The sequence below is a fragment of the Dyadobacter sp. CY326 genome (assembly GCF_021390515.1).
Classification (GTDB): domain Bacteria; phylum Bacteroidota; class Bacteroidia; order Cytophagales; family Spirosomataceae; genus Dyadobacter.
This window is the reverse complement of record NZ_JAJUXI010000011.1, coordinates 115,554-134,977: the sequence shown is the minus strand read 5'-3', so window position 1 is coordinate 134,977 and position 19,424 is coordinate 115,554. Positions and strand designations below refer to the sequence as shown.

The 19,424-nt window shown below is 44.4% G+C and carries 16 protein-coding genes; 6 read left to right on the top strand and 10 right to left on the bottom strand.

Translation table 11 applies throughout. The features are described from left to right. Positions 1 to 9: 9 nt before the first annotated feature. Genes LZG73_RS21345 through LZG73_RS21335 form a run of 3 tightly spaced genes read right to left on the bottom strand, consistent with a single transcriptional unit; the run spans position 10 to position 4,628 of the window. Positions 10 to 1,128 (bottom strand): DUF4249 domain-containing protein, encoded by a 1,119-nt coding sequence (locus tag LZG73_RS21345; RefSeq protein WP_233854389.1) that lies wholly within the window; start codon positions 1,126 to 1,128, stop codon positions 10 to 12. Between the two features lie 12 nt (positions 1,129 to 1,140). Continuing rightward, on the bottom strand, positions 1,141 to 3,909 hold the full coding sequence (locus tag LZG73_RS21340; protein WP_233854387.1) for a TonB-dependent receptor domain-containing protein: 2,769 nt from the start codon (positions 3,907 to 3,909) through the stop codon (positions 1,141 to 1,143). Continuing rightward, positions 3,906 to 4,628 (bottom strand): hypothetical protein, encoded by a 723-nt coding sequence (locus tag LZG73_RS21335; RefSeq protein WP_233854385.1) that lies wholly within the window; start codon positions 4,626 to 4,628, stop codon positions 3,906 to 3,908. The genes LZG73_RS21340 and LZG73_RS21335 overlap by 4 nt, the downstream gene beginning before the upstream one ends. A gap of 251 nt (positions 4,629 to 4,879) precedes the next feature. Here LZG73_RS21335 and LZG73_RS21330 point away from each other — a divergent pair, with 251 nt between their 5' ends. Beyond that, positions 4,880 to 5,941, top strand: a complete 1,062-nt coding sequence (locus tag LZG73_RS21330; protein ID WP_233854383.1) for an NAD-dependent epimerase/dehydratase family protein — start codon at positions 4,880 to 4,882, stop codon at positions 5,939 to 5,941. 236 nt (positions 5,942 to 6,177) lie between these two features. After that, entirely contained in the window at positions 6,178 to 7,020 is an 843-nt protein-coding gene (locus LZG73_RS21325) for a hydroxymethylglutaryl-CoA lyase (protein ID WP_233854382.1), read from the top strand. 9 nt (positions 7,021 to 7,029) lie between these two features. Here the strand turns inward: LZG73_RS21325 and LZG73_RS21320 are convergent, their stop codons facing one another. Continuing rightward, on the bottom strand, positions 7,030 to 8,148 hold the full coding sequence (locus tag LZG73_RS21320) for a hypothetical protein (protein ID WP_233854381.1): 1,119 nt from the start codon (positions 8,146 to 8,148) through the stop codon (positions 7,030 to 7,032). A 101-nt stretch (positions 8,149 to 8,249) separates the two neighbouring features. On the opposite strand from LZG73_RS21320, the gene LZG73_RS21315 reads away from it, so the two are divergent. After that, positions 8,250 to 8,837 carry a thymidine kinase gene (locus tag LZG73_RS21315; protein ID WP_233854380.1) on the top strand — a complete coding sequence of 196 codons (588 nt, stop codon included), beginning with the start codon at positions 8,250 to 8,252 and terminating at the stop codon, positions 8,835 to 8,837. Beyond that, positions 8,834 to 9,475: a GDSL-type esterase/lipase family protein gene (locus LZG73_RS21310; RefSeq protein ID WP_233854379.1), complete on the top strand. Its 642-nt coding sequence runs from the start codon at positions 8,834 to 8,836 to the stop codon at positions 9,473 to 9,475. Before LZG73_RS21315 ends, LZG73_RS21310 begins: the two co-directional genes overlap by 4 nt. A 68-nt stretch (positions 9,476 to 9,543) precedes the next feature. On the opposite strand, the gene LZG73_RS21305 is transcribed toward LZG73_RS21310, so the two are convergent. Beyond that, positions 9,544 to 10,638 carry a chorismate mutase gene (locus tag LZG73_RS21305; protein ID WP_233854378.1) on the bottom strand — a complete coding sequence of 365 codons (1,095 nt, stop codon included), beginning with the start codon at positions 10,636 to 10,638 and terminating at the stop codon, positions 9,544 to 9,546. Between the two features lie 185 nt (positions 10,639 to 10,823). Between LZG73_RS21305 and LZG73_RS21300 the strand changes: the two genes are divergently transcribed. Continuing rightward, positions 10,824 to 12,026 carry a proline dehydrogenase family protein gene (locus LZG73_RS21300; RefSeq protein WP_233854377.1) on the top strand — a complete coding sequence of 401 codons (1,203 nt, stop codon included), beginning with the start codon at positions 10,824 to 10,826 and terminating at the stop codon, positions 12,024 to 12,026. 51 nt (positions 12,027 to 12,077) lie between these two features. Then, a complete protein-coding gene (locus tag LZG73_RS21295) occupies positions 12,078 to 12,815 on the top strand; it encodes a lipoprotein signal peptidase (RefSeq protein WP_233854376.1) in 738 nt (245 codons plus the stop codon). 33 nt (positions 12,816 to 12,848) lie between these two features. Here the strand turns inward: LZG73_RS21295 and LZG73_RS21290 are convergent, their stop codons facing one another. From LZG73_RS21290 to LZG73_RS21270, 5 genes are all read right to left on the bottom strand, one after another. After that, positions 12,849 to 14,447, bottom strand: coding sequence for a hypothetical protein (locus tag LZG73_RS21290; RefSeq protein WP_233854375.1), 1,599 nt, complete (start codon positions 14,445 to 14,447; stop codon positions 12,849 to 12,851). A gap of 262 nt (positions 14,448 to 14,709) precedes the next feature. Continuing rightward, entirely contained in the window at positions 14,710 to 15,360 is a 651-nt protein-coding gene (locus tag LZG73_RS21285) for an OmpH family outer membrane protein (protein WP_233854373.1), read from the bottom strand. A 7-nt stretch (positions 15,361 to 15,367) separates the two neighbouring features. Beyond that, the gene (locus tag LZG73_RS21280; RefSeq protein ID WP_233854371.1) at positions 15,368 to 15,991 is read right to left on the bottom strand and encodes an OmpH family outer membrane protein; all 624 of its coding nucleotides are present in this window, start codon (positions 15,989 to 15,991) and stop codon (positions 15,368 to 15,370) included. Positions 15,992 to 16,043: 52 nt separating this feature from the next. Continuing rightward, positions 16,044 to 18,578: an outer membrane protein assembly factor BamA gene (bamA, locus tag LZG73_RS21275; protein WP_409014349.1), complete on the bottom strand. Its 2,535-nt coding sequence runs from the start codon at positions 18,576 to 18,578 to the stop codon at positions 16,044 to 16,046. A 66-nt stretch (positions 18,579 to 18,644) separates the two neighbouring features. After that, positions 18,645 to 19,397, bottom strand: coding sequence for an isoprenyl transferase (locus LZG73_RS21270; RefSeq protein ID WP_233854367.1), 753 nt, complete (start codon positions 19,395 to 19,397; stop codon positions 18,645 to 18,647). Between the last annotated feature and the right edge of the window lie 27 nt (positions 19,398 to 19,424).

Genomic DNA, 19,424 nt, shown 5'->3' with positions numbered 1-19,424 from the left:
AATGATAGATCATTTCCAAAAAGACGGGCGCTTATTCGTTCCGCCCTGCGCGCGGCAATCCGCACAAAGTTCGGATGAGCCTAATATCCAGTTTACGCCCTGCGGGTCCATATAACTATTCAGCAACACACTATAAGAATCGTATGCCTCTTGTGGTGTGAGTGTATCGGGCGCATTGCAGGTTGGAAAACGCCCCAGCAATGGCGCTATAAAAATCCGCTGCTTCTCTTCAGTTGACGCGCTGAAATAGCCAAAAACCAACTCTTTCGCATCGGCTACATTCCTGATGTTGCCTGTAACCTGCGAAGGCTGGGGATCAAATAAGCTCCCCGTTCCCTGTGTGGTTTTGGCAAGATCCGTCCAATATTCAAATGCTTCCTGCGACAATGCATATTGCCTTACCAATATGCTGTATTTGAAATACAATTTGTTGGTTGCAATGTCGATCACATTGATTGGTAAATCCTTGATAATGTCTTGATTAAGCTTGATTGTCGAGCCTAACTTAATATCCTTGGATTCCAGCGTTGTCCAGCATGTGTTGATGTCATCCCTTCTTGCAATGATGGTTTCCGTTTCGGGATCACGCACGAGTCCGGAGAAGAATGCCGATTTGTATTCGTAAGTTTCCTCAAATCGCCAGCGATAAAACCGCGTATTGTTGGTCGCATCGTGCGCATTGACATAAACAAGCATGGCATTTCTGTTCCGATCCACGCGATAAGTTAGGCTGTCGATGGGCGGCGTTTTACTCGCTACAACATAACCAGACAAATATTCGCGACCATTGGATCGTTTGATACGCAAGCGATATTTTGTCGACATATTGAAATTGACTGGCGGCAGAACATATATTCCATTGTCCAGTTCTTCAAAATTGTAGGTTTCGCCGCTTTCTGCTTCGGCCACGAGCTTCGCGCCGCCTTCGTTTAGCGGTTTTACCTCGTCGTTCGTGTTTTGGGTGTTTCGCAAAATGATTTTGCTGGTGTCACCGCCCACATTCAGGAAACCGTCCACAACCAGAAAGCTCTCCGGATTATTCACTTCCGGTGGATTAAATGGCTCAATGCAGCTGTAAATCACCAAAACCAGCATCATCAAAAGCAGTGCAGACCAATGTTTTTTCATATGCCGCTTTTGTTAAAATCTAAAATTGTAAGTGATCGTAGGAATCGGCTGCCCAAAAATGGAAAGCTGATAACCATTAACCCTGCCGCCAACAGTCTGGAAGTAAACCGAAGTCGGGTTTTTTCTTCCCAAAACATTGTAAACAGCCAATGTCCATGAACTGTGCGCGAGCTTTTTAATCCTGTGATTGCCTTCAATGTTCAATGAAAGGTCTGTGCGATAATAATCCGGGATCCTGAACTGGTTTCTGTCAGCATAATAAACACGCTGTGCTCCATCAATGATGTATTTTCCAATGGGAGGCGTGTAAGGCCGTCCTGTGCTGTAAGTGAAGTTGAAGGACAAGCTCAGCCGGTGCGAAAAGCGGTAATTGGAGATCATTGTAAAATCGTGCGGCTTGTCATAATTGCTTGGATAAAAATTCCCGTCATTCGGCGCATCCGGCGATTCTCTATCAATAGCTCTAAGCAATGTTCGCGCGTAAGTATATCCGATCCAGCCGTTTAGCTTTCCGGTCATCTTTTTGATCATGAACTCAATTCCGTATGCTTTCGCTTTTGTATTCAGCACCGCAGCTTCAATGTTATGATTCATAATCAGTGAGTCGCCGCCTTTGTAATCAAGGAAATTCTGAATGTTCTTATAATATCCTTCCAGTGAAACCTCTATTTTATTGCCCCTGAAATTGCGATACAAGCCGACTGAAAGCTGATCGCCGATTTGTGGCTTGATATAATTGTCGCTGAGCTTCCAGATATCCGTTGGAGAAACGGTCATGGTGTTGGTTAGCAGGTGAATATATTGGCGTAATGTGTTGTAACTGACCTTCAAAGACAGGTTATCAAAAACACTGTAACGCACCGAGGCGCGATATTCCGGACCGCCATAAGATTGGATTTTCTTGCCTGAGCCATATTCTTTTACACCATTCTGATAAATGTATTCAATGGGTAACCCTGGCACATAAGTGTTCACATTTCTCGGTCCCAAATATTGGTAAAATGAATAACGAATGCCCGCTGTGATGGACAGACGCGGATTTACCTCAAATTTGTCCTCAATGTACAATGCGCTTTCGGAAGCCTGCTCCGGTTCCAGCTCATCCGGAATAATGAGTGACTCCGTGCCCTTCGGCTGGAATGAGCCTGGATGCAGTTTGTAATAAATCGTGCTCAAACCAAAATCCAGCGTGTGTTTTGGATGCAGCACATAACTGAGATCGGCCTTGAAGTTGGATTGGTTAATGTCAAAATTGAGATCGAACGAATTCAGCGGCAAACCTGCCGCTCCCATTGAATATTGATATTTGGTATGGGCAGCCGTGAAAACACTGTAAAGCCTGTTGTTAAATGTGTGTTTCCACTTCAATGATCCGAGTTGGTTTTGATAGGTGTAAAGCGTGTCTCCATATAACCGGAAACGGTCATCACTGATGTAACCCGTTAGAAATAAGCTGTTTTTCTCATTAATCTCGTGGCTAATGTGCAGGTTCACATCATAAAACGAAGCAGAACTTTTGTTGTAATTCTCATTGTCCAATGTCTTGATCAGCCAGCTCGAATAAGTCGAACGCCCGCCAAGCAGGAATGAAGTTTTGTCTTTCACCAACGGTCCTTCCAATGTCAACCTCCCGGTTATCAAGCCGATTCCGCCTGATGCAACAAACTTTTTCTTGTTCCCGTCGCGGCTGTTAATATCCAGAACAGAAGCCAATCTTCCTCCGAATTTGGCTGGAATGGTGCTTTTATAAAGTTCGACATCCTTCAAAACATCCGGATTGAATGCAGAGAAAAACCCGAAAAGGTGAGACGGATTGTAGATAACGGCATCATTATACTGGATCAAATTTTGATCGGTAGAGCCGCCACGCACATTCAATCCCGTGCTGTTTTCTCCTACTGACTTTATCCCAGGCAACGTGAGCACGGTTCGCAAAAGATCTGTTTCACCAAAAACCGTAGGCACTTGTTTGAGGTTTTTGATCGTCAGTTTCACCGTTCCCATCTGCGTTCCGACGACATTTTTATCCATGCCCGCTTTTACCGAAACCTCCTTCAATGCAATCACGCTTTCGCGCATTTCCACATCCAGTTTGCCATCCGAATAAAGCATAACCTGACGCTGCGTTTCGCGCATTCCGGTGCTTTTGAATCTTACAATCTGCTTCCCACGCGGGATCGTGAGCGCATACAGCCCGAGCGCGTCCGTGGTTACACCAATGGACGGCGACGTGATGAAAACGGCCGCCCCAATGACCGGTTCGCCTGTTACTGCATTTCTGACATAACCCGTGATGGTGGAATTACCGGGGGTTATGCGATGCCTTTTAATCCCAATGTCATGCAATTTGCTTTCGGCAGTGGAGAGCAATTTTTCTTTCGCATCATCTTCCGGACCGGCATATGCGACGGTGCCATTGTCCCCTGCCAAATCGGGCTCAAAAATGCCAGGCGTGAGCTGGGTGATGATTTTTTGTCCTTGCGTAATGTAAATTCTCCTTTGTGAATCAATTGAATATTCAAACTCCGAGCCTTTGAAGACCTGGTCCAGCACTTCGCGAATGGTGAGATCCTGCACATTGAGGTCCAATGCGAGGCTGTCAAAACGTGATGCGTCGTAATAGAAATAGTAACCAGTCTGGCTTTCAACCTGCTTCACAAAATCGCCGAACCTGGCCGAATCGAGGCGCATGGTAATTTTCTTCTCAGGTGCGTTTTGAGCATAAGATTCCCGAGAAAACAGAAGCACACAGAATAAAAGAAGGGGTAAAAGTATCTTCATGGTTTGGCTAGTTTGTCGTAAGCTTCGACAATTTTAACAATGGCAAGTTCGCGGTTCTTTTTAAACTTAATCCGCTCGTCTTTAAGCACTTTGCGCAGTTCGCGCTTGTATTCAGGGAACAAGTTGAAAGCCGATTTTTTAGAATGTACGCTGAAATATCGGTCACCTTTTCTGACGAAATAGGAATTTTTTTGAGGATAAAGCGCAATGACGCGTTTGTCGACGATCTTTTCCTGTCTTTGTTTAATCCTGCGGGCAATTGTGCGGGATCTGCCATTATAGAGCACGTCATAAAAGCCGGTCCGCATTTCTGCATCAATGTCTTTCCCTGCTTCAAGCCGTTCAAATGTATGGTTATCAACATAGAAATAGTCAATCTTCTCTGATTGGAGCAAGAGGTGATCTCCATAGAAATGCTTGATAATCACCTCATCCTTGAAGATATCATACAACATCGGAATGCTGTCGAAACGCTGGTTATCGTACATCAGCACGCCATTGTGCCATTTTCTGAATTCGAAAAACTGATGTTCTTCCGACCTGTTGTCGTAAACATAATATTGGCGCCCGTTGTAGAGGTTTTGTGATTGACTGGTCGCATCCTTGTAAGCGGAGACCGCATAAGCAATTTCCTTTGGTCGCTCACTGACAGCGGTTGTTTGGCCAAAAGACCGGGATGCAAGAAATAAAAAGAAGACACCAATAGTAAAAATGCGCATGCAGTGCGAAGTTTTTAATTAAATAGGATGTTTTGAGATGTCGAGTCGTTGCAGTAGGGGCTATGTACTTAAAGATGTGGACATAAGTTACATACTTCAATTCAAAAATATTTAATTTTTCCTGAATATCTAATTGAAACATTATAAGTTTTAAATATAAATATTCCTCGCATCCTGAACCGTTCTTACGGAATCTTCTAACTTTGGAACGTTTATACATCCACACTTTCTGTTACATATAAATTCGATTTATGAAAATCTTAATTACTGGAGGCGCCGGTTTCGTTGGCTCTGCATTGGCCATTTCTCTGAAAGTAAATTACCCTGATTATCAAGTCTATGCGTTAGACAATCTCAAACGCAGAGGTTCGGAGCTGAATTTAAGCAGGCTTAAAACGCATGGCGTTGAGTTTGTTCACGGCGACATTCGAAATAAGGAAGATTTTGATTCCGTTCCTGCTGTTGACGTGGTTATAGAAGCGTCGGCCGAGCCTTCGGTGCTTGCCGGTTTGGATGGAACACCTGATTATCTGATCAATACAAATCTGGTTGGGACCATTAACTGTCTCAATTATGCATTGAAACACAAGGCTGGCTTCATATTCTTGTCTACAAGCCGCGTGTATCCGATCAAGACCATTGAAACATTGAATTTTATTGAAGAACCAACGCGTTTTGCGCTTTCCGATGATCAGCCTGTGGCAGGCGTTTCTTCAAAAGGAATTGCGGAAGATTTCCCGTTGAATGGCGCGCGTTCTTTATATGGAACCACAAAGCTGGCTTCCGAGCTGATTATTCAGGAATACAATGAATTTTATAACCTGAAAACGGTGATTAACCGTTGCGGCGTGATCACTGGCCCATGGCAAATGGGAAAAGTGGATCAAGGCGTGATGGTGCTTTGGATTGCAAAACATTATTTTGAGCAGCAACTGGGTTATTTCGGTTATGGAGGCACTGGAAAACAAATCAGGGACATGCTGCACGTCGCTGACCTTTACCACTTGATTGACTGGCAATTGCACAATCTTGATAAAGTTAATGGAGAGATATTGAATGCTGGCGGCGGACTGGAAAGCAGTGCTTCCTTGCAGGAATTGACAAAAATTTGTCAGGAAGTTACCGGCAAAACGATCCCGATTAAAGTTGTCCCAGAAAATCGCACGGCGGACATCAGACTTTACGTCACGGACAACACCAAAGTAACTGCGCTCACCGGCTGGAAACCAGAAATCGGCATCCGCCAAATTGTAGAAGACATCACCGCCTGGCTAGCTGAAAACGAAAAAGACCTTGCGCCGATATTGAAATGAATGAGTGAATGACTGAATGATTGAATGACTGAATATTTTTTTAAAAACATTCGCTCGTTTATGACACTGGCAGTCCAGTCATTCAATGACTTATTGATTAATAATTCACTCATTGTGTCTTTCACTCATTGAGCGCGGCGTCGTCCGTCCGTTCATTCATTCAGTCATTCAGCGCAGCGGCGCCCGCTCATTCAATCATTCACTCATTCACTCATTCACTCATTCAAAATTGAGCCATGAAAATCGTCGAATGTCCCCGTGATGCCTGGCAGGGTTTTCATCGTTTTATTCCTACTGAGAAAAAAGCTGCTTACATTAATCAGTTGCTGAAAGTCGGCTTTGACACCATTGATTTTGGGAGTTTTGTTTCCGCCAAAGCAATGCCGCAGGTCAGTGACACGGCGCAGTTGATTGATCAGCTTGACCTTGCTGACACTGCAACCAAATTACTTGCAATCGTTGCCAATGAGCGCGGGGCAATGGATGCGTGCCAATTTCCGCAAATAAGTGACATCGGTTATCCCTTCTCCATCTCAGAAACTTTCCAGCTCCGTAATGCGAACTCGACCATTGCAGCGTCCCTGGAACGGGTCCGGCGCATTGCTTCACTGGCTATGGAGAATGATAAAGAGCTCGTTATTTACATTTCAATGGGCTTTGGAAATCCATATGGCGATCCTTGGAATGCAGAAATCGTTTTTAATTATATGGAAGAATTGGCCAAATATGGCATTAACACTTTTTCACTGGCGGACACGGTCGGCGTAGCGAAAACAGAGGATATCAAGGCAGTTCTCTCGCAATTGCTTGCATCACGGCCGGATCTGGAATTCGGCGCACATTTTCACACATCGCCTGCTAATTGGGAAGAGAAAATTGCTGCCGCCTATGAAGCTGGCTGCCGCAGGTTCGATGGTGCCGTGCTGGGTTACGGAGGCTGTCCCATGGCGCAAGATGAACTGGTTGGAAACATGCCGACAGAGAATCTGGTGGCTTTTGCAAAACAAAAAAAGGAACTTCTCAACCTGGATCTGCAAGCTTTGCAAACCTCCCGCGAGATGTTCCTTCAATTGATATAATGCGCGTCTTTACGACGTAAACTTTCTTTTTACAATGGCTAGCAGCGTTTTAACCGCCTCTCCGTTCACATCCCACGCATATTTCGAAGCATAGCGATGCCAAATCAGGTTTTGCGCCTCTTCATAGCTTTTCACCATATCCAGTTCGTATACAGCCTTGTCGAAATGCTCGCTATTTTTATCAAAAAGCTGATTAACAAACATAAAGCGCTGTCCCAATGGAATGGATCCTGCAATGCTTTCCACCTTCACCGGAACGCTTCCGTAAGACTTATCATCATCATGTTTTGGAAGCTCAACTTTGAAACGGTTATTCAAAGAATCTTTTTCCGAAGCATTGGCATTGGTTTTGGCAATAATTTCGCCGATAACCGCAGATGCTGGCTCAGCGCGGGGGGCGGTTGGCCGAGCAACAGCCGGCTCTAATTCTGAAAATGCCGAATCAAAGAATGATTTTGATTCCTGCTTGCCCACAACTTGCGTTGGTTTGACCGGCTCGGCAATGCGCAGCTCTGACACATTAATCGGAAAGACGTCCGAGAATTGCGCAAGATAAATTTCCGTATCATCAAGCAAGTCAGGATTGCCTTTTAATTCATATAACCAGCTCACAGCCTGCGTCTGGTAAACGGAATTTGACCCGCTGTCGGTGAGCCGGCCTAGCATTGCTTCTGCAATCCCCTTGTGAATGTGCGTGTATTTGACGAGCTGCTCCGCCTTGTCGTGCGTAAATTCAGCATCCTGTTTCTCCCTGATTTTTTCCTCAAAATAGCTTTCAGGAGCGAGTAGCAGTTTCAATGCATCCTTAACAGAATCAGAGAGCAGGGGTTCCAGATCTGGCCGCTTCACGGCAATGTGCTGCGAAGCTGTGTTCATGAAATCTTCGAGCGCCTGCTTCACTTCGTCATTTCCAAAATCGAAATACGGACTGCGAAATTCCTGCGCATTTCTTTTCCAGGCGTCAAATAACCTGTTTAAAATTCCCAAATTCACCTGTCTCACGGGCGTGAGTTTCAGTAATCCGGCTCCTGTTATGGCGTCCTGCTCCTTGTAAACGTCGTTTAAGATCGTCGTAGTGAACCTGGCAGCGTATTGGTTGAGTGCAATTAAATTCAAATTATCCGGCATAACGAATAAGAGCTTTTGGTAACGTCAGTGTTTAAAAAAAATGTGCTTGATTTGTAAAGATAAAGAAATTTGCTCGCTCAGCCGTTCAGTAATACGCCAACATGTTCATAGAACCGTCGCATAAGAAAGAAAACCAGCAACCAAGAACCGGGTGGATCGAAGTCATCTGCGGATCCATGTTTTCCGGAAAAACAGAAGAACTGATCCGCAGGCTGAACCGCGCAAAAATTGCGCGTCAAAGAATCCAGATCTTCAAACCTGCGTTGGATAAACGCTATCATGACGAGAACATTGTTTCGCACAACGACAATTCGATCCGCTCCATTCCCGTGCAGTCATCATTAGAGATCCCGGACCTGGCCCATGACTGCGAAGTTGTGGGACTGGACGAAGCGCAGTTTTTTGATGAAAAGATTGTTGAAGTATGCACATTATTGGCCGATTCGGGCAAGCGCGTCATCATTGCCGGACTGGATATGGATTACATGGGCAAACCGTTCGGTTGCATGCCGCAACTGATGGCTGTTGCAGAATTTGTGACCAAAGTTCACGCAATTTGCATGGTTTGCGGCGAAGTGGCTTCACATTCTTACCGCCTTTCGTCGTCCAATGAAAGGGTGTTATTGGGCGAAACGGACCTTTATGAAGCCAGATGTCGCCGCTGTTTCAATCTGGGTGAAAAGGCATGAAAACGCAGCGATTACTTGCCGCTTCGCTTGGGTTAAATGTGATATTGATCCTCGCGATTGGCATTTTTTCTTTTGTTTATCGGGATAAAATCATGCAAAGGTTCGTGTCTGTGAAAGGCAACCCAACGATTGTCATGTATGGCAATTCCATCACAGCACAAGGCAAATGGACTGCATTGCTTGATCGGACGGATGTGCTGAATAGTGGCTTGCCCGGCATGAGCACTTATCATTTTCTGCAATTGCTCCAATCGCATGTCATTGATCTGCATCCGAAGATTTGTTTTGTAAAAGGCGGCATCAATGACATTACAGTTGGTGTGTCACAGGATAAAATGCAGGGTTTTTACAAAGCCATTCTCGATAAACTTTTGGCAAAAAAAATCATCCCGGTTGTGACATTAACAGTTTACGAACAAAACGATCCGATCAGCAAAAAGGAAGTGGACACATTGAACAGTTTCCTGATTAAATATTGCCAGCAACATCAAATCGAGCACATCGATCTCAATCAATTCATATCCGACTCAACGGGTTTAAAAGCAGAATTTGCAGTGGATAAGACACATTTGAATGAAAAAGCCTATGAAATTTGGGCTGGGGAGATTAAGAGGGTTTTGAAGGAGAAAGGGATTTGAATTCAATGCATAAACAAAAAAGGCTGTTTCTTTCGAAACAGCCCTTTTTGTTTAAATTCCAATGTCAACTAAACATTAACCTGGTTCATCACCTCGGTCTGTTTGCGGATTGACTCCATGTGAACGAGTTTGAAAAGTTCGTCAACAAGGTTTGGATATAAATTCATGCTTTTGCCCCATCCTGCGCGTGTTTCCAAAACTTCGCGGAAACGGTCAACCTGGTAAGCAGCAACATTGTTATCACGTTTATATTCGGCAAGTTTTTCAACCAAAGCCATGCGATTTGCCAATGTTTCAAGCATTTCACGGTCAAGGTTGTCAATTTTGCTACGAATGATCTCCAATTGAGATTGATAATCACTTCCGTAAGATTCTTTACGAACATGCAGATCGTGAAGCATTTGTCCAAGCGCCGCTGGCGTCAACTGCTGTGCAGCATCTGACCAAGCTTTATCCGGCTCGCGATGTGATTCAATGATCAAACCGTCATAATGCAAATCCAATGCACGTTGTGCCAATTCATACAAATAAGCACGTTTTCCGGCCATATGGCTTGGGTCACCAATGACAGGCAACTCAGGGAAAAGTGTTTTAAGCTCGATTGCGATATTCCACATTGGAGAGTTACGGAACTTTGTTTCCTGCGCATTAGAAAATCCGCGGTGAATAGCACCCAATTTCTTAACGCCAGCCTGATTCAAACGCTCCAAAGCACCAATCCACAATTGTAAATCGGGGTTAACAGGGTTTTTAACAAGCACAGGAACATCAATTCCTTTTAATGCATCGGCAAGTTCCTGAACATTGAATGGGTTCACTGTTGTACGAGCGCCTATCCAAAGGATATCAACTCCATATTTCAATGCCAGTTCAATGTGCTGCGGGTTCGCGACTTCCACTGCAACAGGCATTCCGGTTTGTTTTTTAACTTCCTGCAACCATGGCAAAGCAGCCTCTCCCATGCCTTCAAAACTTCCAGGACGCGTCCGTGGCTTCCAAATTCCCGCACGGATCACGTGAGCAAATCCTTCTTCCTTAATCTGGATTGCGGTTTCTAACATTTGTTCCTCGGTCTCTGCGCTGCAAGGTCCGGCGATAACCAAAGGCTTACCTTCGGTGTTGATCCAACTGCTTAGTGGAAGGATATCTAAAGAAGCATTCATATTCAAAAACTTGTCCTTAATAAAAATGATAATTGTAATATTTTGATCCGGTGTTATGCGTATTTCTGGGATTGACGTACATTTGATATAACAAAAGTCAATCAACTTCTTAATGCGTATTACTTTATTCCAGTGATTTTAAGTAAACAGATTAAATTCACTAAGGGAAAACGTAAAATTACAAAATGGCATATTCTTCCCCAAAAGACGAAATTCCTGTATTTTTTGAAGACACTTCCGTAGCATTTGCCTCAAAAACCGACGCTAAACTGCGGAAAACCTACTGGTTATTTAGCCTCATGAATCAGGCTCGAGTGGTAAATTTAGGCACTTTTTTTATAAAGCTCGCACTAAAACTCAACTTACCCATAAAAAATGTTATCCGTCTCACCATTTTTGAACAATTCTGTGGCGGTGAGACAATTAACGATTGTAATGCGACAATTTCCTTGCTCGGCCAGTCTGATATAGGAACGATTCTGGATTATTCTGTCGAAGGTGAGGATGATGAGGCAAGCTTTGATGCGACCGCAGCTGAAATACGTAAAACAATCGACAAGGCCGCCGGTTCCAAGACAATTCCATTTTCTGTGTTCAAAGTCACAGGCGTTGCTTCGGCTGATCTGCTTGAAAAAATTCAGCGAAACGAGGAGCTTAATCCTGTTGAACAAGCGTCATTCGAGCGTGTACAAGCGCGTGTGGAACAGTTGTGTCAACACGCGTACGACAAGGATGTGCGCATATTCATAGATGCTGAAGAAAGCTGGATTCAGGGCGTTATTGACGATCTGACTTACCAAATGATGCAGAAGTTTAACCGGGAACGCGCGATTGTTTACAACACTTACCAACTTTACCGGCACGAAACGCTTGATGCATTGAAGACGGCTTATCTCATTGCGCGTCAAAGAGGTTACCTTCTTGGTTGTAAGCTCGTTCGGGGCGCATATATGGAAAAGGAGCGGCTGCGTGCGCGCGAAAACGAATATTTTAATCCGATCCATGCGTCAAAGGAAGCGACGGACAGTGATTACAATTTTGCGATCGATTTTTGCATTGAACACATTGAGCATATTTCCTTTTGTCTGGGCACGCACAATGAGTTTAGCTCTCAATATTGCGCTTGCAAGATGAAGAAACACGGCATTAGTCGTGATGACGACCGCATTTGGTTTGCGCAATTGCTTGGCATGAGCGATAATATTTCTTTCAATCTTGCCAAAGCTGGATATAATGTTGCGAAATATGTTCCTTATGGGCCAATTGACGCTGTGCTCCCCTATTTGATCCGCCGCGCAGAGGAAAATACTTCCATTGCGGGCCAGAGCAGTCGGGAGTTTTTGCTGGTAAAAAGTGAATTGAAGAGAAGGGGAATCGGTTCTTTATAAGTAACTTATTACTTTCGCAGTCTTAAAATTTGTCAATTGCTTTAAAAACGAATGAATCAATCCCGAAATCCAGCCCCATATTTAGTTTTCAGTTTGCTGCTTATCATTGTCGACCAGGTGTCAAAACTTCTGGTTTACAAATATATGGAGCCAGGCTTTTCGGGGCAGATTGCGCTGATTGGGAGCTGGCTGAAACTACATTATGTGCTCAATCCAGGGATGGCGTTTGGAATGCAGCTGGGCCACGAATATGGCAAGTTGTTTCTGACATTGTTCCGCTTGGTGGCGATGGGCGCAATTGGTTGGTATTTGATTCACTTAGCTCGGTCCGGGGCATCAAAAGGACTTCTTTGGGCGCTGGCAATGATCTTGGCAGGCGCAGTCGGGAATGTAATCGACAGCACATTTTACGGCGTTTTCCTGAAAAACGCTCCTTATGGCTCCCCTACGCCCTGGTTTCACGGGCAGGTTATTGACATGATCTTCGTGGATTTTTGGGAAGGCTTTATTCCTGATTGGGTTCCGGTTTGGGGCGGACAATATTATTCCACACCGATTTTTAACATTGCCGATTCCTGCATTTTTATCGGCGTTTGCAGCATATTAATATTCCAGGGAAGTTTTCATTCATCGGATCACCAGCCTGAACATCGCGATGAGAATAGCGATCCCGTTGTGCCATTAAGTGATCACATTGAAAACGAGCATTTAACAGACGAGCCGCATTCGGCTCCTATCCCATCCAGCGCTCCTGAGCTGAGAGATGACGAAACGAAAAAAGAGAGCTAGGCTCTCTTTTTTCGTTTTATAAGACAATGCTTGTTAGTTTTCCTCTTTCGTAAGCGGCACAAAATCTTTAAATGTCTTTTTAAGAGCGGCGTCCGTCGCTTCTTTTTTGTTCTCCCAATTCGCGTCCAATTCAAGTGCAACCAGCCCGCTCAGGTTCATCAGACCTTTAAACTCATCGAGCCTTTTGATAAAGTCGGGTTGCCGGCGGGCGGATTTTTGAACATACTCCCTGGCAAACACGTCTCCTTTGTTTTGCAGTTCGTTTTTCTTTTGCATTACATAATTAAAGCGATCCAGCAAGCCGTTTACGGATTTCCCTATGACTTCTGTTGCTTCAAGCGTTCCGACCGTTGCCACAGTCGTGCCGCCAATGGTAGTAATGTAACCGCGTGTCTCCTGACTGCTTTGCGCAATCACCGGCGCAAGACCCGTGGTCGCTCCTAACGATGCGTTTAATAGGGAACGGCTGCGTTTGCCTTTTTTCGCTCTTGAATATTGCTTCTTCAGTTGCCCTTCTTTCTCGGTCATTTGTTCCAACAAACCCCAGGCATTTACAAGCGCACTTCTGTAGAGGTTATAAACATAATTGTCTTTCAAGCTCTCATCAACCGTATTTTGAATGACGAAACGAACTGTACGTTCTTTCTTATTTTGCGCTTTGTCTAAAACATAAAAAGTAATGTCAAAAGCGAGCGTATCGTAAGGGTCCTTAACAAACTCATAACCTGGCTCCCAAATAAATTCATAATTGGTAGGTGCATTCTTAACCAGTGCTTCTTTCGGCACGCGCTTGTTGTCAGAAATAAAATTGAATGTAGAAATGTCGTCTTCACCATTCGGGTCAGAAAGCGTAAACCGAAGGTTAATGCGGTTATTCTCCGGGCTTCTAATGACATTGTTTTGGGGAATGATCGTAAAGTCAGGTGCCAGATCCATTTGCGTGATTTCCAGCTTCAAACGTCCCTTAACACGCGCTTTCGACGGCTGATCTTCCAAATAAAACTCCATGTATCGCGGTTCCTTTTTCAGAATGTTAAATTGACTGAATGAAGGCTCCCAAACAATTTCTCCGGCTGCATTGAGCTTCATCCCTTCCGGCATTTCTTCAAGGATCGGAACAAAAACAACAGGGTCACCATCAGGGTCCCGCACAGATCCCATATCTATTTTATAAACATTTTGCGTTTTATATTGAACGTAAAACGGTTTAAGCTCGTCGACTTGCGGAGGTTGATTTACGTGATTTACCTTGAAAATGACTTCTCGCGAGGCACTTTCTCCAGATGTATTCTGGGCTTCAAAAACAATGGGGAAGGACTTAGAAGTGTTAATCCGGTCGGCAATGTCATAACTCGGGACCCAAACGAAATGACCTAGGGAATCGAATTTCATTTCCTTTAAATAGCCGGCGGAAATGCTGTATCGCACAGAATCGTTTTTACCGCCCTTGGTTTGAAGATGGAAGTTAATCTCCTTTCCTTCGCTCAACACATTCCATTCTGATTCAATCGGGAATACAATCTGCAACGGGCCAGTTGCAGCACTCTTCATATTATCCTGTCCCTGCACCTTTGTAATAAAAAAAACGGCTGTCAGTAAGATCAGTATTTTATGAATATGTTTTGTAATCATAACTTCTAAAATATAATTAATTCGATGTGTTGCGAAACACTTTGACTCTAACGCAAAACTAGCAAATACTGTATAGAAAAAGCCCTTTGAATACTTTTAAAAATAAAAATTGAAAGAATACATGGCCTTTGCAGCAGGACCATTTGCACTTTTCAAACAATGCGTGTATAATTTACTGACCGGCCTTGCTAAAATACAAATACCGGAAGAGAGCCATTTTAAAGACTTTCCTCCGGTATTTAAAGTTCAATTACTGACGCTATTATTTTTTCTTAGGCGCCCCAGTCGCGGGTGTTGTAGCTGCTGGCGTGGTTACCGGCGCTGCTGGTTTGGCTGCCGCAGGAGCTGCTGCTGCTTCGATTTTGTCTGGGTCAACACCCAATTTACGCAAGATCAAGTTTGTAGCATTGTTCTCTTCGGAAGCTGCGAACAAAATGATAGGCGTTGTGCCTGCACCTGCATCCATGTTCAAGATGTAAAGGAATCCGCTTTCTTTTCCAATTTCCTGGATTGCGTTGTTAACCTTCGTCAAGATCGGCTCCAGCAATTGCTGTTGCTTGGTCTGCAAAGATGTCTGCGCGTTGTTCTGCATTTCCTGAATTCTTGTTTGCAGGTTTTGCAACTCTTTTTCTTTATCTGCACGGATTACATCCGTCATGTTAGCACCGTTCTTCTGGTAAGCCTCGTATTTTTCCTGCGCTTCCTTGTAAGTTTCTCCCAATGCTTTGTCCAGCTGTGCTTTTGTAACTTCAAGCTGGTTTTGCATTACTTTGCTTTCAGGTAATTTGCCAATTATATAATCAACATTGGTATAACCTATTTTGGTAAGTCCGCTTGCAGGGGTGGTTTGTGCTAACAGGGGGGTTGTAATAATGGTCATCACGACCAAAAAAGCTATCAATTTTTGTTTCATTGCTTTGTTACTTAAGTTTACTGTTTGTACTTTTTTGTTTTGGTGAGTTTTCTGTCGGAGCCTGTGCGGGCGGATCCAGTTTGCCAACTTTATCGCCGGCAGCTGCTTTTATCGTTTTGGGATCAATGCCCAGTTCTTCCATCACATAGTCCGAATAATCGTGCTTGGGATTTGTATAAAGCATGCCGACGTCGCTGGATTTGTCAAACATAAAATCTAACCTGCGCTGACTGCAAACTTTGGTGACTGCTCTCTGAACCTTTTCAAGAACCGGTTTCATCAGTTCTTTCTTTTTCTGGAACAGCAATCCTTCCATTCCAAAGATCTTGCTATTGTATTCTCCGGCTTCAAGCTCCTTTTCCTTAATCTCACTTTGCCGCTTTCTTTTCAGATCTTCTGTCAGAAGTATTTCCTCAGCCATATATGCACGTTGCATGCGGTCAATTTCTGAGAACTTATCCTGAATCTCCTTAGCCCATTTTTCAGAGAATTTTTTCATCTCCGTTTGCGCCAATTGATATTCAGGCATTTTACTGGCAATGAATTCCATGTCGGTGTAACCTATTTTCTGCGCCCATGACGCTGACCCACATAGAATTGACAAAACTAGTAAAATAAAAAACTTCTTCATGCCAGGGAGCTAATAATTTGCAAACTTCTTAACGAAACATTAGCCTATAATATTATCTGATTTGCTGACCAATCGTAAAATGGAACTGCGGTCCGCTTCGTTTGGATTCACCCTGTATTTTGTCAAATCCATATCCCCAGTCGATCCCGAGAAGTCCAAATGCTGGCATAAATATACGCGCACCAACTCCGGCCGAGCGTTTCAGGTCGAATGGATTGAATTCCTTGTATGTTCCCCAGTTGTTTCCGCCTTCTGCAAAACCAAGAATAAAGATTGTTGCCTGCGGATTTAACGAAACCGGGTAACGAAGCTCCATCACATATTTGTTGTAAACGATCCCACCTCCCGATGCCGGATAACCCTGTTCGTTCTGCGGTCCAACTTTCTGATCCTGATATCCGCGCAAACCAATGATGTCCTGATCTGCCAGCGAGAATGATCCTTGACCGGCTAATCCCGATCCACCCACAATAAAGCGGCCAAATGGACTGTAACCCACTTTGTCGCCATATGCACCCAGGAAACCCATGTGCGTGCGGGCGCTTAGCACCAGCTTGCCTGTGATGGTTGCATAATAACTTGCGTCAAACATCCACTTGTGATATTCAACCCAGCGATATGTGTCCGTTTTGTCTGTGAAATCCTTTTTCCTCAAAAGTGAATAAGGAGGCGTGAATGTTCCGCTTAATGAAATGTTGCTTCCGCTTCTTGGAAATTGGAAATCACTCAGCGTATTCCGAGAAATGGTTGTGTTAAAAGAAATATTGTTTGAAGCTCCCGTGCTGTAACCAATTCGGAAAATGTCCAGGCTGTCCAAACGATAACGCTGGTAAGACAATGAATGCGTCATGACCAGGTTGCGATCCGGCTCTTTCAAACGACGTCCCAGTGAAACCGTGATCCCATTGTTGAAGTAACCGCCACGATATCCGATTTTTCCGGTTGAGCTTCCGCCGTAGATTGAACTGTAATCGGTCATGCGGTAAACTGTGCGCTGCAAAGACACCCCAAAGTTGATCGGCTTTTTGCCGCCAAGCCAAGGTTCGCTGAATGAAAGCGAGTAAGTCTGATATTGCTTTCCGTTTGCCTGGAAACGCAATGACAATTTTTGTCCGTCTCCCGAAGGCAATGGTCTCCAAGTTTCGCGGTTAGGAATGTTTTTTAGCGAGAAGTTATTGAATACAAGTCCAAGCGTTCCCACGAACCCGATGTAACCGCCCCATCCACCTGACAATTCGATCTGATCGGAAGGCTTTTCTTCCACCGTATATTCAATGTCCACCGTCCCGTCAGCCTGATTTGGAATCGGGTTGATCTGGATTTTTTCTGGGTCAAAATAGCCCATTTGGGATAATTGACGTTGTGTGTTGATAATCTCTGTCTTGCTGAACTTTTGTCCTGGCAATGTAAAAAGCTCCCTCAAAACTACGCGGTCACTGGTTTTGGTGTTTCCGTTAAGCAAGATCCTGTTAATGGTGGCCTGCTTTCCTTCAAACATTCTTAATTCCACGTCAATCGAATCGCCTTCAACGGCTTTCTCCGTCGGCTCAATGCGGAAATAAAGATAACCGTCGTCCATATAAATGGAACTTACGTCCGCTCCCGGGATGCCATTGATCTTTTTATCAAGTTCTTCCGGATTGTAAACATCGCCCTTCTTCACGCCCAGGCGATCGCTCAAATACTGAGATGTGTAAAGGTAATTTCCGGACCAGGTGATGTCGCGATAATAATATTTTGTCCCTTCGTCAATCTTCATCACGATGCTGATGGTTTCATCACCGTTTTTGATCGAATCAAACTCGATTGTGGCATCGCGATAACCGTTCTTGCGATAATATGCAACCAGTTTTTCCTTGTCTTCGTCGTATTTTTTAGGAATGTATTTGGAAGGATTGAAAAGACGACCGATTCTTTTTTGTTTGGTGCCTTTCATTTTCCGTTTCAGGATTTTGTCGCTAATCGCTGTGTTTCCCTGAATGTCAATGGTTTCTATCTTAACCTTCTTGCCTTTTGTAATGGTAAAATTAAGCGTTGCCTGTCCGCGCGTTGAGTCCGGGATTTGCAACACCTTTACTTTGGTGTTGTAAAATCCTTTGTCCATGTAATATTTCTTAATAACAAGCTGCGTGTTCTTAATGACCGTAGGCGTAATAACGCGTCCTTTGATCAATTTCACCTTATCATTCAATGTCTCGCGCTCTCCTTTACGGATGCCTGAAAAGGAAACTTTGTAAAGTCTCGGACGCTCTTTGATGTGAATGTTAAGCCAGATTTTTTCGCCTTCCACTTTGGTGGCCACGATCTCAACATCGTTCAATGTTCCGAAATCCATCATTTTACGGATTGAAGACGGAATTGCAGGTCCCGGAACGCGTATTTTGTCGCCCGGCTTCAAACCTGAAATGGAAATCATTGAATTGGGATCCAGAAATTGGGTTCCTGAAACGGTTACTTCCGCAATGGTAAATTCTTTGGGATTAGCAGGGTCAATGCCGAGACCGGCGGCTGCGGAAGCTGGCTGAGCTCCCGGGGCGCCTAACCCCACACGCTGCGCTTCTGCGGAAAAACACCAGCAAACCAACATTAAAGCAAAAATACTTTTCAGATGTGCTAGTGATGTATTCAAATTTTTCAAAAGGTTCATATTGTTTTACTTAGCACTATTGGCTTTAATTTGTTCACCGGTTTTGCCAAAGCGGCGTTCCCTGTTTTGAAAGGCAATGATTGCCTCATATAAATGCTGCCGTCTGAAATCGGGCCAGTAAAGATCTTCGTAAAAATACAACTCGGCGTACGCCAGTTGCCATAAAAGGAAATTGCTAATCCGGTGATCGCCCCCTGTCCGTAACATTAAATCCACTTCCGGACGGTGCTTCGTTGCAAGGTTTGCAGCCAACAATTCTTCATTAATGTCCGCAGGCGATAGCAATCCGTTTCTCACATCCTCAGCCATCTTCTTTGCCGCCTGCGTAATGTCCCACTTTCCGCTGTATCCCAATGCAAGGATCAGGTTAAGCCCTGTGTTTTGACTGGTTGCCTCGATGGCTTCTGCCAATGTGTTGCGACAGCTCCGCGGTAAACTTTCAGTGTCCCCGATTGTATCCAGCTTCACATTATTTTTGAGCATTGTAGGAAGCTCATTGCTAATGGACTGGACCAACAACTCCATTAAAGCCCTGACTTCAAACTCGGGACGCGCCCAGTTTTCAGTCGAAAATGCGTAAAGTGTCAAAAATCCGACACCCAGTTCTGCGCAACCTTCGGTAACCTCTCTAACAGCCTTAATCGCATTGCGGTGGCCGAAAATGCGCGCTGCTCCCTGGTTTTGGGCCCACCTTCCGTTACCGTCCATGATAACGGCGATGTGCTTTGGCAGATTGCCCGTATCAATGAGCTCCTTCATTATTCTTGACCCCTTTAACCTTTTTTA

What these genes read in the sequence shown, in the direction of transcription:
- LZG73_RS21310 (WP_233854379.1), top strand. Translation starts at nt 8,834, where the DNA reads ATGAAAACGCAGCGATTACTTGCCGCTTCGCTTGGGTTAAATGTGATA.
- LZG73_RS21300 (WP_233854377.1), top strand. Translation starts at nt 10,824, where the DNA reads ATGGCATATTCTTCCCCAAAAGACGAAATTCCTGTATTTTTTGAAGAC.
- LZG73_RS21295 (WP_233854376.1), top strand. Translation starts at nt 12,078, where the DNA reads ATGAATCAATCCCGAAATCCAGCCCCATATTTAGTTTTCAGTTTGCTG.
- LZG73_RS21270 (WP_233854367.1), bottom strand. Translation starts at nt 19,397, where the DNA reads ATGAAGGAGCTCATTGATACGGGCAATCTGCCAAAGCACATCGCCGTT.
- bamA (WP_409014349.1), bottom strand. Translation starts at nt 18,578, where the DNA reads ATGTTGGTTTGCTGGTGTTTTTCCGCAGAAGCGCAGCGTGTGGGGTTA.
- LZG73_RS21290 (WP_233854375.1), bottom strand. Translation starts at nt 14,447, where the DNA reads ATGATTACAAAACATATTCATAAAATACTGATCTTACTGACAGCCGTT.
- LZG73_RS21305 (WP_233854378.1), bottom strand. Translation starts at nt 10,638, where the DNA reads ATGAATGCTTCTTTAGATATCCTTCCACTAAGCAGTTGGATCAACACC.
- LZG73_RS21335 (WP_233854385.1), bottom strand. Translation starts at nt 4,628, where the DNA reads ATGCGCATTTTTACTATTGGTGTCTTCTTTTTATTTCTTGCATCCCGG.
- LZG73_RS21320 (WP_233854381.1), bottom strand. Translation starts at nt 8,148, where the DNA reads ATGCCGGATAATTTGAATTTAATTGCACTCAACCAATACGCTGCCAGG.
- LZG73_RS21345 (WP_233854389.1), bottom strand. Translation starts at nt 1,128, where the DNA reads ATGAAAAAACATTGGTCTGCACTGCTTTTGATGATGCTGGTTTTGGTG.
- LZG73_RS21280 (WP_233854371.1), bottom strand. Translation starts at nt 15,991, where the DNA reads ATGAAGAAGTTTTTTATTTTACTAGTTTTGTCAATTCTATGTGGGTCA.
- LZG73_RS21315 (WP_233854380.1), top strand. Translation starts at nt 8,250, where the DNA reads ATGTTCATAGAACCGTCGCATAAGAAAGAAAACCAGCAACCAAGAACC.
- LZG73_RS21330 (WP_233854383.1), top strand. Translation starts at nt 4,880, where the DNA reads ATGAAAATCTTAATTACTGGAGGCGCCGGTTTCGTTGGCTCTGCATTG.
- LZG73_RS21325 (WP_233854382.1), top strand. Translation starts at nt 6,178, where the DNA reads ATGAAAATCGTCGAATGTCCCCGTGATGCCTGGCAGGGTTTTCATCGT.
- LZG73_RS21285 (WP_233854373.1), bottom strand. Translation starts at nt 15,360, where the DNA reads ATGAAACAAAAATTGATAGCTTTTTTGGTCGTGATGACCATTATTACA.
- LZG73_RS21340 (WP_233854387.1), bottom strand. Translation starts at nt 3,909, where the DNA reads ATGAAGATACTTTTACCCCTTCTTTTATTCTGTGTGCTTCTGTTTTCT.